The 14,023-nt window shown below is 69.3% G+C and carries 14 protein-coding genes; 2 read left to right on the top strand and 12 right to left on the bottom strand.

The window, feature by feature from the left end:
* Nucleotides 1-3: 3 nt before the first annotated feature.
* Complete coding sequence (locus OG194_RS17515; protein ID WP_327401782.1) at nt 4-1,461, bottom strand: sensor histidine kinase; 1,458 nt, start codon at nt 1,459-1,461, stop codon at nt 4-6.
* On the bottom strand, nt 1,458-2,144 hold the full coding sequence (locus OG194_RS17510) for a response regulator transcription factor (RefSeq protein ID WP_033280148.1): 687 nt from the start codon (nt 2,142-2,144) through the stop codon (nt 1,458-1,460). Before OG194_RS17510 ends, OG194_RS17515 begins: the two co-directional genes overlap by 4 nt.
* A 188-nt stretch (nt 2,145-2,332) precedes the next feature.
* On the opposite strand from OG194_RS17510, the gene OG194_RS17505 reads away from it, so the two are divergent.
* Nucleotides 2,333-4,735 carry an MMPL family transporter gene (locus tag OG194_RS17505; RefSeq protein WP_327407116.1) on the top strand — a complete coding sequence of 801 codons (2,403 nt, stop codon included), beginning with the start codon at nt 2,333-2,335 and terminating at the stop codon, nt 4,733-4,735.
* A 22-nt stretch (nt 4,736-4,757) separates the two neighbouring features.
* On the opposite strand, the gene OG194_RS17500 is transcribed toward OG194_RS17505, so the two are convergent.
* The 10 genes from OG194_RS17500 to OG194_RS17455 form a co-directional block, all read right to left on the bottom strand.
* Nucleotides 4,758-5,558: a TetR family transcriptional regulator gene (locus OG194_RS17500; protein ID WP_327401781.1), complete on the bottom strand. Its 801-nt coding sequence runs from the start codon at nt 5,556-5,558 to the stop codon at nt 4,758-4,760.
* An 11-nt stretch (nt 5,559-5,569) separates the two neighbouring features.
* A complete protein-coding gene (locus OG194_RS17495) occupies nt 5,570-6,091 on the bottom strand; it encodes a thiol-disulfide oxidoreductase DCC family protein (RefSeq protein WP_442811581.1) in 522 nt (173 codons plus the stop codon).
* The gene (locus OG194_RS17490; RefSeq protein WP_327401780.1) at nt 6,088-6,495 is read right to left on the bottom strand and encodes a hypothetical protein; all 408 of its coding nucleotides are present in this window, start codon (nt 6,493-6,495) and stop codon (nt 6,088-6,090) included. The genes OG194_RS17495 and OG194_RS17490 overlap by 4 nt, the downstream gene beginning before the upstream one ends.
* Nucleotides 6,496-6,591: 96 nt before the next feature.
* Nucleotides 6,592-7,002, bottom strand: a complete 411-nt coding sequence (locus tag OG194_RS17485) for a VOC family protein (protein WP_327401779.1) — start codon at nt 7,000-7,002, stop codon at nt 6,592-6,594.
* Nucleotides 7,003-7,082: 80 nt separating this feature from the next.
* Nucleotides 7,083-7,691 (bottom strand): Uma2 family endonuclease, encoded by a 609-nt coding sequence (locus OG194_RS17480; protein ID WP_327401778.1) that lies wholly within the window; start codon nt 7,689-7,691, stop codon nt 7,083-7,085.
* 159 nt (nt 7,692-7,850) lie between these two features.
* Nucleotides 7,851-8,630, bottom strand: coding sequence for a succinate dehydrogenase iron-sulfur subunit (locus tag OG194_RS17475; RefSeq protein WP_327401777.1), 780 nt, complete (start codon nt 8,628-8,630; stop codon nt 7,851-7,853).
* Nucleotides 8,630-10,384 (bottom strand): succinate dehydrogenase flavoprotein subunit, encoded by a 1,755-nt coding sequence (gene sdhA, locus OG194_RS17470; RefSeq protein WP_327401776.1) that lies wholly within the window; start codon nt 10,382-10,384, stop codon nt 8,630-8,632. Before sdhA ends, OG194_RS17475 begins: the two co-directional genes overlap by 1 nt.
* Before the next feature lie 30 nt (nt 10,385-10,414).
* Entirely contained in the window at nt 10,415-10,897 is a 483-nt protein-coding gene (locus OG194_RS17465) for a succinate dehydrogenase hydrophobic membrane anchor subunit (protein ID WP_327401775.1), read from the bottom strand.
* A 3-nt stretch (nt 10,898-10,900) separates the two neighbouring features.
* Entirely contained in the window at nt 10,901-11,281 is a 381-nt protein-coding gene (gene sdhC / locus OG194_RS17460) for a succinate dehydrogenase, cytochrome b556 subunit (protein WP_262056083.1), read from the bottom strand.
* A gap of 262 nt (nt 11,282-11,543) precedes the next feature.
* Entirely contained in the window at nt 11,544-12,179 is a 636-nt protein-coding gene (locus tag OG194_RS17455) for a 2-oxo-4-hydroxy-4-carboxy-5-ureidoimidazoline decarboxylase (RefSeq protein WP_327401774.1), read from the bottom strand.
* A 168-nt stretch (nt 12,180-12,347) separates the two neighbouring features.
* Here OG194_RS17455 and OG194_RS17450 point away from each other — a divergent pair, with 168 nt between their 5' ends.
* Entirely contained in the window at nt 12,348-13,958 is a 1,611-nt protein-coding gene (locus OG194_RS17450; RefSeq protein WP_327407114.1) for a beta-N-acetylhexosaminidase, read from the top strand.
* Nucleotides 13,959-14,023 lie beyond the last annotated feature (65 nt).

The following is a 14,023-nucleotide window of genomic DNA, read 5'->3' as shown; positions in this document are numbered from 1 at the left end:
CTTCTACGACGGCACGGGCGTCCGCGTCGGCAGGGTCACCGTCACCGCGAGCCCCTCGCCCGGCGCCGTCCGCACCGCCACGTCGCCGCCGTGCGCCTTGACGACGCCCTGCACGATCGCCAGCCCCAGACCGCTGCCCGCGCCGCCGCCCGCCCGGAAGAAGCGGTCGAAGATGCGCGCCGCGTCGTCCTCGCAGAGCCCCGGACCCTGGTCCGCGACACACAGCCGTACGACCCCGTCCTCGCGCTCCACACCGAGCCGTACGGGCACGTCCGCCGGCGTGTGGGTGCGGACGTTGGTCACCAGGTTGCCGAGTATCTGGCGCAGCCCCGACTCGTCGGCGCGCACCAGGAGGGAGCCGTCGGCGCCGACCGTGACGGGCCGCTCCGGCTGCTGCACCCGCAGGTCCTCGGCGGCGTCGCGCACCAGGCGGCTCAGATCGACGCTGCGGAAGCGCAGTTCGGGCTGCTGGTCCAGGCGGGCCAGCATGAGGAGTTCGTCGACGAGACGGCCCATACGGTCCGCCTCCGCGTTCATCCGGTCCCAGGCCCGCTTGCGCTCGTCGGGCTCGGTCAGCATGCCCTTGTCGTACAGCTGGAGGTAGCCGCGTATCGCCGACAGCGGGGTGCGCAGCTCGTGCGAGGCGTCGGCGACGAAGCGGCGCAGCTGGGCCGCCGTACGCTCGCGCGTGCGGTACGCCGACTCCACCTGGTGGAGCATGGAGTTGAGGGCGACCCGCAGTTGCTCGACCTCCTGCGTCGGATGGTGGCTGGAGGGCACGCGCCGGGTCAGGTCGCCCTCGGCGATGGCCGTGGAGGTCTCGACCATGTCTTCCAGGGGCAGCATCCGCCGTCGCACACTCATCATGGTCAGCGCGGCGAGCAGTACGAGCAGCAGGCTGCCGAAGGCGAGGTCCAGCTTGAGGGCCTTGGCCATGCCGTGGTGCAAGCCGTCGGTGGAGGCGGCGATCAGGATGTACGTGCCGTCGGCGAGCCGGGTCCCGGTGGCGCGGTACGGGTCGCCGCGCAGCGTGATGTCGCGCGGTGTGCCGTTGGCGGTCAGCGTGGCCGGGTCGTGGAAGTCGGCGGCGAGTGCCCGCTGGGCGGCGGTCGGCTCGAAGCCGGCGACGGTGAGGACCCGGCCCTGTGCGCCGACCGCCGCGAACACGGTGTCCGGGTTCGGCGAGTCGCCCATCTGCTTCGGGATCAGGTGGTCGCCGATGCCGGCCAGCGTGCTCAGCGTGTTGAGCTGCTCCATGGTGAGCTGCGAACCGCTCAGCGAGTCACGGGACTTGGTCAGCTCGGCGTCGACCTGGGCGAGCAGGTAGTGCCGCATGCCCATCAGGCTGACGGCGGTGGCCATGACGATGCCGAGCGCGAGCAGTGCCACGTTCGCCAGGGTCAGCTTGGCGCGCAGGGAGTGGGCCCCGCGCTCGCAGTTCGGGAGGTGGAACTTCCTCATGCGAGCCCGTATCCGACGCCCCGCCGCGTGGTGATCACGGGCGGTCCCAGGGTCTCCAGCTTGCGCCGCAGATAGCTGATGTAGGTCTCGACGACGGTCGACTCCGGCGGGGTGTGCTCGTACTGCCAGACGTGGCGCAGGAGTTGCTCCTTGGGCACGACCCGGCCGCCGTTGCGCACCAGGAAGCGCAGCAGGGCGTACTCGGTGGGGGTCAGCTCGACCGAGTTGCCCGCGCGGTGCACCGAGTACGTCGTCTCGTCCAGCTCCAGGTCGCCGTAGCGCAGGGGCGGGCGCTGGGGGAGGACGTCGGCGGGGCGGGTGCGGCGCAGGACGGCGGTGATGCGGGCGACGACCACGTCGATGTCGAACGGCTTGGTGATGTAGTCGTCGCCGAAGCCGAGGGCGCCGACGATCTCGGCCGGCGCGTCCCGCGCGGTGAGGAAGACGACCGCCAGGTCCGGCCTGCGGGCGCGCAGTTCCTGCCCCAGGGCGCGGCCGTCGCCGTCCGGGAGCATCACGTCGAGCAGCGCGCAGTCCGGGCGGGTGCGCTCGGCGAGGGCGAGCGCCTCGCGCACGGTGCCCGCGACCATCACCTCGAAGCGGTGGTAGCGCAGCGCGATGGCGAGGACGTCCGCGATGCTCGGTTCGTCCTCGACCACCAGCACGGTTCCTGGAGCCGTCATGCCCCCAGTATCGGCCGGGGCACTGACAGTCGGGCCGGTTCGGTCTTTGGAGTTCCTTGAGAGTCATGGCCAGAACATGTCCACGCGTGCGTGCCGCCGCCAATTCTGTAGGCCAGGACCTGGGGGACCAACCGACCGATCGACCGAGTCAACTCGGTTTCGAATAAGGAGCGTTGAGCGTGGCGGCATTGGCACGGTGGTGCTATCGGCACCGGCTGGTGGTCCTGTTGCTGTGGGTGGGGGCGTTGTTCGGCCTGGGCCTGTCGGCCTCGACGGCCGGGACGGACTACGCGAACGTCTTCTCCCTCCCGGACACGGACTCCAAGAGCGCGTACGACCAGATGGCGAAGGCCTTCCCGAACACCTCGGGCGACACCGACACGGTGGTCTGGAAGGTCGACTCGGGTTCGGTGAAGGACCCGTCCGTACGGTCCCGGATCCAGCCCGCGCTCGACAAGATCGCCGGCATGAAGGGCGTCGGCGGGGTCACCGGCCCCTACTCGGGCGCCCGGGGCGCGGCGCAGATCAGCTCCGACGGGACGATCGCGTACGCGCAGATCACCTTCGCCGAGCAGGCGAACGCCGTCCCCAAGGACCTCGTCCAGAAGGTCGTCGACACCGCGCGGGACGCCGGACGCAAGGGCCTCCAGGTAGAGCTGGGCGGGCAGGCCGTCCAACGCGTGGAGGAACCCCCGGGCGGCATCGCCGAAGGCGTCGGCATCCTCGCGGCGGCGATCGTCCTGTTCCTGGCCTTCGGCTCGTTCTACGCGGCCCTGCTCCCGATCGGCATCGCCGTCTTCGGCGTCGGCACGGGCCTGTTCTCCACCCAGCTCCTGAGCCACACCACCGACATCCCCGACCTGGCCCCGCTGCTGGCCACCCTGATCGGCCTCGGCGTCGGCATCGACTACGCCCTGTTCATCGTCACCCGGCACCGACGCGGCGTCCAACGCGGCCTGGATCCCGAGGAGTCGGCGGTCATCGCCCTCAACACCTCGGGCCGGGCGGTGCTGTTCGCGGGCGGCACGGTGTGCATCGCGCTCGCCGGGATGCTGGTGACGAACCTGCGCTTCCTGGACGGCGTGGTCATCGGCACCTCGCTCACCGTGGTCCTGAGCGTGCTCGCGGCCACGACGCTGCTGCCCGCCCTGCTCGGCTTCCTGGGCGTGCGGGTGCTCAGCCGCAAGCAGCGCCGCAAGCTGGCCGCGACCGGTTCCGAGCCGGAGCGCACCGACAATCTCGCGGCCCGCTGGTCGGCCGCCGTGCAGAAGCGCCCGCGCCGGATCGCCGTGTTCGCCCTCGTCGTCATGGCCCTCCTCGCCTTCCCCATCCTGTCGTTGCGCCTCGGCGCCACCGACCAGGGCAACGACGACACGTCGACGACCACCAGGCAGGCGTACGACCTCCTTGCCGACGGTTTCGGTCCCGGCTTCAACGGCCCTCTCCAGGTGGTCACTTCGGGCGGCGACACCGCCACCCTGGTCGAGAACATCCGGGCGACGAAGGACGTGGCCCAGGTGGCCGCGCTGCCGCCCGCGCACGGTGTGACGGTGATCCAGGTCGTCCCGAAGACCTCACCGCAGTCCGTGCGGACGGACGACCTGATCGACACCCTGCGCGACAAGGTGATACCCGAGGCCGGCGTGACCGGCCACGTCGGCGGCGTGACAGCGATCTCCAAGGACTTCGCGACCGTCACGGGCGACCGCCTGCCGCTCTTCGTCGCGACGATCATCGGCCTGAGCTTCCTGCTCCTGCTGCTGGCCTTCCGCTCGCTCGTGGTGCCGCTGACGGCCGCCCTGATGAACCTCATCGCGGCGGCGGCCTCCTTCGGTGTCCTGGTGGCGATCTTCCAGTGGGGCTGGGGCCTGGACATGCTCGGCCTCGGCAAGGAGGGCCCGATCAACGCCTTCCTGCCGGTCATCATGCTGTCCCTGCTGTTCGGCCTCTCCATGGACTACCAGGTGTTCCTGGTGAGCCGTATGCACGAGGAGTGGGTCCACACCAAGGACAACGCCCGCGCGGTCCGCGTCGGCCTCGCGGAGACCAGCCGCGTCATCAACAGCGCGGCCCTGATCATGGTCTGCGTCTTCCTGGCCTTCGTCCTCAGCGGCAACTCCGGCGCGGCGACGGCGGGCGTCGGCCTGGCCGCCGCGGTCGCTCTGGACGCCTTCATCCTGCGTACGGCCCTGGTGCCGGCCGCGATGCACCTCCTGGGCAAGTCCAACTGGTGGCTGCCCGGCTGGCTGGACAAGGCGCTGCCGCACCTCGCGGTGGAGCCCGCCGAGGAGCCCGCACCGGCCGCCGTGGAGGGCCCGTCCTCGGCCGTCCACGGTTTCGTCCGTACGACCGAGGGTGAGCCCCTGGAGGGCGTGTCAGTGACGCTGCTGTCGGCCGGGGGACGCCAACTGGACCGCGTCGAGACCCTGGCGGACGGCTCGTACATCGTGTCGGTGCCGGGCCCGGGGACCTACCTCCTGGCGACGACGGCGACCTCGTACGGCTCGATCGCCCGCCACGTGGCGGTGACGGACGGTCCGCTGGTCCACGACGTCGAGCTCGCGGAGGGCGAGGTGGACGCCGTCAACTGACGCCGTCCACCGGCCTGATTGCTCAGGGGCGTTCGTCGTCGGCAGGCACGTCGGCGGGCGCCCCGCGCTTCTCCTGCTTCTTCTTGGCCTTCGCCGGGTCGGGCAGCGCGTGGGTCATGCCCGGCAGGAAGTCCGTGAACAGCTCGTGCACCTCCAGGACGAGCGGCCGCAGCACCCTGAAGCGCGCCAGGGACACCCCGCGCGCGGTGAGGCGGGCACCGCGCTCCGCGAGCCGGTAGCTCCGCTCGCGGCCCTCGGTCCGGTCGAACACCCAATAGAGCACGAGCCCCATCTGGGAGAGCCACATCAACTCCGGGAGCACGTCCCGCAGTTCCGGCGCGACCTTGGTCTTCGCGCCGAACAGCACCTCCTTGTGGACGTCGATGGCCTGCACGCGCGCGTGCTCGCTCTCCGCGGAGAACGGGCTGAGCGGGCTGTCCGGGTCGGCGGCGTTCTTGAAGAACTGCACCGCGAACTGGTGGTACGGCTTCGCGATGTCCAGCCACACCCGCAGCACGCCCGCGAGCCGCGACTCCAGATCGGTCTCCCGGTCCAGCACCTCGCGGACCGCGATCCGGTGCTCCTCGGCGAGCCGGTCGTAGAAGCCCTGGATCAGGTGCTCCTTGCCGGCGAAGTAGTAGTACGCGTTGCCGACCGAGACGCCCGCCTCCTTGGCGATCGCCCGCATCGTCGTCTTGTCGTAGCCGTGCTCCTGGAACAGCCGCATGGCCGTCTCCAGGATGAGCGCACGGGTCTGCTCGGACTTCGCGGACCTGGCGGGCGTACCGCCGTCCTCTTCGGGGCTGTCGTTCTTCGCTGGCACGGAAAGAGAGCCTATCCAGTGGGGCAGGAACCGTCGGCGCAGCCCGGCGCGGTGTACGACCACCCCTTGCGCGGGTCGTACGTCCACCCGTCCCGCTGCCGGTACACACCGCCGCCCCAGCGTCCGGAGCCCCACTGCGCCCCGCGCCACTTGGCGGCGGCGAGCACGGCGCCCTTGGCGATCCTGGCCCCGGCCGGGGTGCTCAACCGGTGGGCCAGCGGCCGGTGTTCGCGCAGCGCCCACAGGGTGACGATCCAGGCGGCGGCGCCCTGGTAGACCTGCCCGGAGTCGCCGACGACGGTGATCTCGTCGAGGGTGGCGCGATGGTCGAGCCCGGGAAAGCGCCGCCGGGCCTCTTCGGAGGACGCTGGTACCAGCTCCAGGGGCACCAGCTGCGACTGCCGTACGAGCCAGTCGCGCAGGAAGGCGCACAGGGAGCAGTCGGCGTCGTAGAGGACGGTGAGCCCGTGAACCGGGACGCGCTGGGCGTCCCGGTCCTGGGTCCCGCCGAGGACCGGGGCCACCCCCGTCACGCCCCGGCCGTCGGCGGAACCCAGCTCTGCGGCCCGACCGGCGGCACCTGCTCGTGCTCCAGCACACCGCGCCGGCGGATCTTGTTCAGCACGAACACGTTCCCCAGGTGCATCACCCCGAGCACCAGCAGCACCACGCCCACCTTCTTCGACAGGGCCTCGAAGATGCCCCGGGTGTCGTCGATGGTGCCGTCGCCGCTCAGGTACAGGGCGACGAACCCGAGGTTGACGAGATAGAAACCGACCACCAGGAGGTGGTTCACGGCCTCCGCGAGTTTTTCGTTCCCCCGTAGGACGTCGGCGAGGAAGATCCGCCCGTTGTGGCTGAGCGTGCGGGCCACCCAGACGGTGAGTCCGATGCTGACGATCAGATAGATGACGTAGGCGATGACCGTGCGGTCCATGCGCCTCCCCCTTCTTGAACACGTTCAAAAATGCTGACAGGAAGAACTGTAGGAGCATTTTTGAACGTGTTCAACTCGCTTGCGCTGGGACCTGTGTCACACGCGCCGCGCCAACTCGGGCCGCTTCGAGTAGTCCGTGAATCCGATGACGTTGCCCCAGGGATCGGCGATCTCGACGGTCCACCCGGTGGCCACGGAGAAGGGTGGGTCGAGGAGGGGGATGCCGGCGGCGGTGAGGTGCTGCGCCGCCTTCCGCGCGTCCGGGACCTCCAGCCACACGCGGGGCGAGGGCCATGGCGGCGGCCGGTGCCCCAGCCCTTCCTCGTGGCGCAGCAGCACCCCGGGTGTCTCGCCGCCGACCTTCAGGATCGCGATCCCGGCCTCGTCGAGGCGGAACCCGACGGTGAACCCGGCGCGCTCGTAGAAGGGGACGGCCTCGGTGAGGTCCCCTACGGGGAGGAGGAGGTTGTCGAAGCCGAGCAGTTCGTACGACTCTTCGTCTGACATTCCGTCAGATTAGGTCGATGATCGGCGCAGGCCCGGGATTGCCCGACGATCCTGAGCCGGTGGTGAGCCGGGCGGCGAGGTCAGTCGCTCTTGGGCTGCCCCGCCTTGAGGATCTCCGCGACGTCGAGGGTGACCTTGGCGCCGAGGGTGTCGGGGAGGGTGACGAGTTCGCCGGGGGCGTGGACGCGGTGGTTGGTGTATTCGCCTGTGGCCGGGTCCGTCAGGACGTGGAGGCGCTGGTGTTTGCGGTCGACGATGACGTAGACGGGCACAGCGGCACCGGCATAGGCGGCGACCTTGGTGCGCAGGTCGGTCTGGTAGTTGCTCGACGTCACTTCCAGGACGAGGCGGAACGGCGCCGGGTCGTAGCAGTTGTTCTCGACGTAGTGGTCTTCGATGTCGGTGTCGACGACGGCCAGGTCAGGGATGGCGTAATCCTCTGTCCCCGTGGGCAGCCACAGCCCGGTGCCCTGAAGCACCTTTGACTCGATCCCGTGCAGCCCGGCCGTAAGGAAGGGGACCGTGAGGTCGGTCAGCGCGCGGGCGTGAGGTACGTCCGGGGGCGGGCTCACGATGATCTGGCCTCCGATGATCTCGACGCGGTAGCCCGGGAGGCGATCCATGATCCGGTTCGCCTCCGCGATCAACGGACGGTCCTCATGCGGCCGCTCGACGGATGCTGCGGACATCGCGTGCCTCCTGCTGGGCTGGTGTCGAGAGCATCATCGTAGGCCGGGCATCCCTCAGGAGCCCTGAAAGAGGCGCTTCACCCGATCGTGGCCCCGCACGCCCGAAGGCCCCGTTCCCAGAACAGGAACGGGGCCCTCACAGCCGTACGGAAAACAACCTCAGAAGCGCCGCGTGATCAGTGCTCGCTTCACTTCCTGGATCGCCTTCGTGACCTCGATGCCTCGCGGGCACGCGTCCGTGCAGTTGAAGGTCGTGCGGCAACGCCACACGCCGTCGCGGTCGTTGAGGATCTCCAGGCGTTGTTCGCCCGCCTCGTCACGGCTGTCGAAGATGAAGCGGTGGGCGTTGACGATGGCGGCCGGGCCGAAGTACTGGCCGTCGTTCCAGAAGACCGGGCACGAGGACGTGCAGGCGGCGCAGAGGATGCACTTCGTGGTGTCGTCGAAGCGCTCGCGGTCCTCGGCCGTCTGGAGACGCTCGCGCGTCGGCTCGTTCGTGTCCTTGGTGATCAGGAACGGCATCACGTCGCGGTACGCCTGGAAGAACGGGTCCATGTCGACGACCAGGTCCTTCAGGACCGTCAGACCCTTGATCGGCTCGACCGTGATCGGCTTCTCGGGGTTGAGGTCCTTGATCAGGGTCTTGCAGGCGAGACGGTTCTTGCCGTTGATCCGCATCGCGTCCGAGCCGCAGATGCCGTGGGCGCAGGAACGGCGGAAGGTGAGGGTGCCGTCCAGCTCCCACTTGATCTTGTGGAGGCCGTCGAGGACGCGCTCCTTGGGGTCGATCTCCAGCTGGAAGTCTTCCCAGACCGCTTCCGCCGAGACCTCGGAGTTGAAGCGGCGGATGCGGAAGGTGACCGTGATGTACGGGGAGTCGGCGAAGCCGGGCTCGGGCTGGCCGGCCGCTTCCGCCTTGTCCAGAACAGGGGTAGCCATCAGTACTTACGCTCCATCGGCTGGTAGCGGGTCTGGACGACCGGCTTGTAGTCGAGACGGATGGACTCGGTGCCGTCGTCGCCGACCTCGCGGTACGCCATGGTGTGGCGCATGAAGTTGATGTCGTCGCGGTTGGGGTAGTCCTCGCGGTAGTGACCGCCGCGGGACTCCTTGCGGGCGAGGGCGGAGACCGCCATGACCTCGGCGAGGTCCAGGAGGTTGCCGAGCTCGATCGCTTCCAGCAGGTCCGTGTTGAAACGGCGGCCCTTGTCCTGGATCGAGACGTTGCGGTAGCGCTCGCGCAGCTCCGCGATCTTCTCGACCGCCGTCTTGATCGTCTGCTCGGTGCGGAACACCATGACGTTCGCGTCCATGGTCTCCTGCAGCTCGCGGCGGATGACCGCCACGCGCTCGGTGCCCGTGGAGTCGCGCAGGTGCTCGACCTGGTCGATGACCTGCTGTGCCGGGTCCTCGGGCAGCTCGACGTAGGACGCCTTCTGGCTGTACTCCGCCGCCGCGATGCCCGCCCGGCGCCCGAACACGTTGATGTCCAGGAGGGAGTTGGTGCCGAGGCGGTTCGCGCCGTGCACCGACACGCAGGCGACCTCGCCGGCCGCGTACAGGCCCGGGACGACCGTGGTGTTGTCGGTGAGGACCTCACCCTGGACGTTCGTCGGGATGCCGCCCATCGCGTAGTGCGCGGTGGGCTGGATCGGGATCGGGTCCGTGTACGGCTCGATACCGAGGTAGGTGCGCGCGAACTCCGTGATGTCGGGCAGCTTGGCGTCCAGCTGCTCCGGCGGGAGGTGCGTCAGGTCGAGGTACACGTGGTCGCCCTCGGGACCGCAGCCGCGGCCCTCCCGGATCTCCGTGTAGATGGAGCGGGAGACGACGTCACGGGACGCGAGGTCCTTCATGACCGGCGCGTACTTCTCCATGAAGCGCTCGCCGTCCTTGTTGCGGAGGATGCCGCCCTCACCGCGGGCGCCCTCCGTCAGCAGGATGCCCATGCGCCAGATGCCGGTCGGGTGGAACTGGAAGAACTCCATGTCCTCCAGCGGCAGCCCGCGCCGGTACACGGCCGCCTGGCCGTCGCCGGTCAGGGTGTGCGCGTTCGACGTCACCTTGAAGAACTTGCCGCAGCCGCCGGACGCGTAGATCACGGCCTTCGCCTGGAAGACGTGGATCTCGCCGGTCGCCAGCTCGTACGCGACGACGCCCACCGACGTCTTCACGCCGTCGACATCGGCGATCAGCTGGTCGAGGACGTAGAACTCGTTGAAGAACTCCACGCCCTCCTTCACGCAGTTCTGGTACAGCGTCTGGAGGATCATGTGGCCGGTGCGGTCGGCCGCGTAGCAGGACCGGCGGACGGGCGCTTCACCGTGATTACGGGAGTGGCCACCAAAACGCCGCTGGTCGATCGTGCCGTCCGGCGTGCGGTTGAACGGCAGGCCCATCTTCTCCAGGTCGAGGACCGAGTCGATGGCCTCCTTCGCCAGGATCTCGGCGGCGTCCTGGTCGACCAGGTAGTCGCCGCCCTTGATCGTGTCGAAGGTGTGCCACTCCCAGTTGTCCTCCTCCACGTTGGCGAGCGCGGCGGCCATACCGCCCTGCGCGGCGCCCGTGTGGGAGCGGGTGGGGTAGAGCTTCGTCAGTACCGCGGTGCGGCTGCGCTTCGTCGACTCGATCGCGGCGCGCATACCGGCGCCGCCGGCGCCGACGATGACGGTGTCGTATTTGTGGATCTTCATCAGAATTCCTCAGTCCCTCAGCCCGATGGCCTAGCGGATGTTCGGGTCGAAGGTGAAGATCACCAGCGTGCCCAGCAGGATGGTGAACACCGTGGCGGTGTAGAGCAGGCCCTTGAGCCACAGCCGGGTGTTCGCGCGCTCCGCGTAGTCGTTGATGACCGTGCGCAGGCCGTTGGCGCCGTGCAGCATCGCCAGCCAGAGCATCAGCAGGTCCCAGACCTGCCAGAACGGCGAGGCCCAGCGGCCCGCCACGAAGGCGAAGCCGATCTTGGAGACACCGCCGTCCAGCACGAGCTGGATCAGCAGGTGGCCGAGGACCAGGACGACCAGCACGACACCGGACAGGCGCATGAAGAGCCAGCCGTACATCTCGAAGTTGCCCCGGGTCGACTTCGGGGTCTTCTTGGTGCGCTTGCGGGGGGCCTCGATGAGGGGCGCCGGGTTGTCCACGTTGTAGAGGGACTCGCCCTCGACCGGGCCGATGCCGGAAGCGGTGGATTCGGTGGTGGCCATGGGTCAGCTCCCGAACAGTTCACGAGCGGCGTGGCCGAGTACGGGGTAGATCGCCCCGATCATCAGCACGACCCACAGGCCGACCACGGACCAGAGCATCTGCTTCTGGTAGCGCGGGCCCTTCGACCAGAAGTCGACGGCGATGACGCGCAGGCCGTTGAGGGCGTGGAACAGGATGGCGGCGACGAGGCCGTACTCCAGCAGGCCCACGATCGGCGTCTTGTAGGTGGCTACGACCTTGTCGTAGTCCTCGGGGGAGACACGCACGAGAGCGGTGTCCAGCACGTGTACGAACAGGAAGAAGAAGATGAGGACGCCGGTGACTCGATGAGCCACCCAGGACCACATTCCTTCCCGGCCGCGGTACAGCGTTCCAGCCGGCACGGAAGAACCCTCCGGGAGCGGGGATTTAGGGCCGCGCCGGCTTCTCTGTCGGTCGGGCCCGGCCGGGTACGGTCCTCCGGCCCTCAGCATCGTATCCAGCCGTTGACGTGGGTCTTACGGCGGGCCTGCTGGTGTGATCAAAATGGCACCCAAAGGGGTACGGACGGGCTAGTTTCGGGCGGCTAGTGGGGTGGGGGATTGTGTTGAATGCCGAGTGCGGGTCGGTTGTGGCTGGTCGCCCCCCGCGGCGGAGCCGCAAATGTCACAGCCCCGCGCCCCTGAGGGTACCCAGCAAACGTCCTCTTGCCAGGCGGCGGAGTTCCTCTGCCACCACTACCCGTTCCTCCTCGGGATCGTTCGTCAGGCGGGATCGGATGCCTGCCAGGACGTGGTCGAGGACCTCGTCCGGGGCAATGCCGTCCGGGCAGATGACGAACACGTGGCCGAAGCGGGCCTCGTATGCCGCGTGGGCCGCGTCCAGGGCCATGTGGGCCGCCTCGTACGTGTCGTCCGGGAGGACCGGAAGTGACTCGCCCGCCAGCGCCTCCGCCAGGTCGCCCGGCGTCAGGTCGTACGCCGCCTCGTCGAATGCGGCGAGTAGGGAGTCGAGGTCGGGGTAGGGGCGGTGGTCGGTGAGGCGGCGGGACCAGTGGAGGCTGTGGAGGCAGGTGAGGAGGGTGTGGCGGGCGTCGTCGGGGGACGCGGCGTTGAACCCCGCCAGCGAATTCGGGGACCTTGAGGTCCGGGACTGCTCGGGCAGCGCCGGTATGGCCACTCGGCCGGGGAGGTGGGGGAGGCGGTGCGCAGGCAGGGTGGATCCTCGCGTCACGGACGGTGCGGCAGGGGATGCGGTGCTGAAGAGTGAGAAGTGCGTCACCACGTTATCGGGAGTGGTCATGAGGTGTCCGACAGATGCCCGAATTTCACCCGGACGGGAGGGTTTCGGAACGCGTGGTGGACACCCGCGATCCACCCGGGGCCGTAGGTTGGCGCCGTGAGCCAGCACAGGCGCCGCTCGTCGGCGAAGCAGGTGAAGCCGTCGAAGCCGTCGAGGCAGCGGCGGGGGCTGATCGCGGTCGCCGCGGCCACGGTGGTGGTCGGCGGCGGGGTGGGCCTCGGTCTGTGGGCCGCGTCCGGCGACGAGGGTGGTTCCGGGGGTACGGCGGTCGGGTCCGCCGACGAGACCTCCGCCGCCTCGCGCGGCGCGGCCTCGCGTTCCGCGTCCCCGACGCCGAGCCCGACCCGCTCGTATCCGCTGTCGCAGACACCCCGCACCATTCCCGCCGTGCGTTCCCACACCCCCGCGCGCGGTCCCGGCTGGCGGCCGGCCAAGGGGAACCGGGTCGTCGTCGAGGACGCCGATCTCGTCGACGAGGGGCGGCTGATCGCCGGGGAGCTGGGGCTGACGTACGGCGGCGAGTCGAGTGACGTGCGCGCCGGGGACGTACGACTGGCGCTGAACGACGACGAGGGCGCGAACCCGGAGTCGTACGCGATGACCGTGCGCGGGGGGAGGGTCAATATCAGTGGACCTTCGGACGCCGGGGTGTTCTACGGCACCCGGACGCTCAAGCAGGAAGTGCACGGTGGCGGTACGGCGCCGGAGGGCGTCGTGCACGACCAACCGGCCAAGCCGCGGCGCGGGTTCATGCTCGACATCGCGCGCAAGCCGTTCACCGCGGCCTGGATCGAGGACCGGGTACGGGAGTTGGGCGACCTCAAGTTCAACGAACTCGGGCTGCACTTCTCCGACGACCAGGGCTTCCGGATCGAGTCCACCAGCCATCCCGAGATCGTGTCGAAGGACCACCTGACCAAGGCGCAGGTGAAGCAGATCGTCGACCTCGCTGCCGGCCGGCACATCACCGTCGTGCCCGAGATCGACTCCCCGGGACACCTGGGCGCTGTGCTCGCCGCGCATCCGGATCTACAGCTGCGGAACGTGTCGGGCGTCGCCACGCGCGGTGCGATCGACATCTCCAAGGACGCGTCCGCCGCGATCGTCGACGAACTCCTCGACGAGTACGCCGGGTTGTTCCCCGGCGACCAGTGGCACCTCGGCGGCGACGAGTACCAGGCGCTCACCGTCGCCAACCCCCAGGCGTCTTTCCCGCAGTTGGCGGCCGAGGCCACGAAGGCCTACGGCTCCGGCGGCACCGTCGCCGACCTCACCACCGGCTGGCTCAACGACCGCGCCGACACCGTCCGCAACCACGACCGGACGATGCGGGTGTGGAACGACGGCTTCCTCGCGAACACGTCCGTGCGGGCCGCCAAGGATCTCCAGGTCGCGTACTGGACGGGCAAGGAGATCGGCGCCCGGCAGCCCGTCGCGTACCTGAGCGCGGGGCGCAAGGTCCTCAACTACAACGACGAATACCTGTATTACGTCCTCGGTGAGCCGCAGACCTTCGTCTATCCGACGGGGCGGCGGATCTACGAACAGTGGACGCCGCGCGTGCTGCGCGGCACGACGGCGGTCCCCGCCAAGTACGACAGCCAGATCCTCGGCGGGTCCTTCGCGGTCTGGTGCGACCTCGCCAACTCCCAGACGCAGAACCAGGTCGCGGCCGGTATCCGTATGCCGCTGCGCGCCACGGTCCAGAAACTGTGGGACCCGGGGACGCCCGCGTTGACCTGGACGCAGTTCAAGTCGCTTGCGGACAAGGTGGGTTGAGCGGGGCGCTCGGCGTGGCTGGACGGGCAGGGGGCGGGGAACGTATGTTCCCCTCTCTTCTGTTC

The organism is Streptomyces sp. NBC_01288, from assembly GCF_035982055.1.
GTDB lineage: Bacteria > Actinomycetota > Actinomycetes > Streptomycetales > Streptomycetaceae > Streptomyces.
The sequence above is the reverse complement of the archived record's forward strand: the minus strand, read 5'-3'. Positions and strand labels throughout refer to the sequence as shown.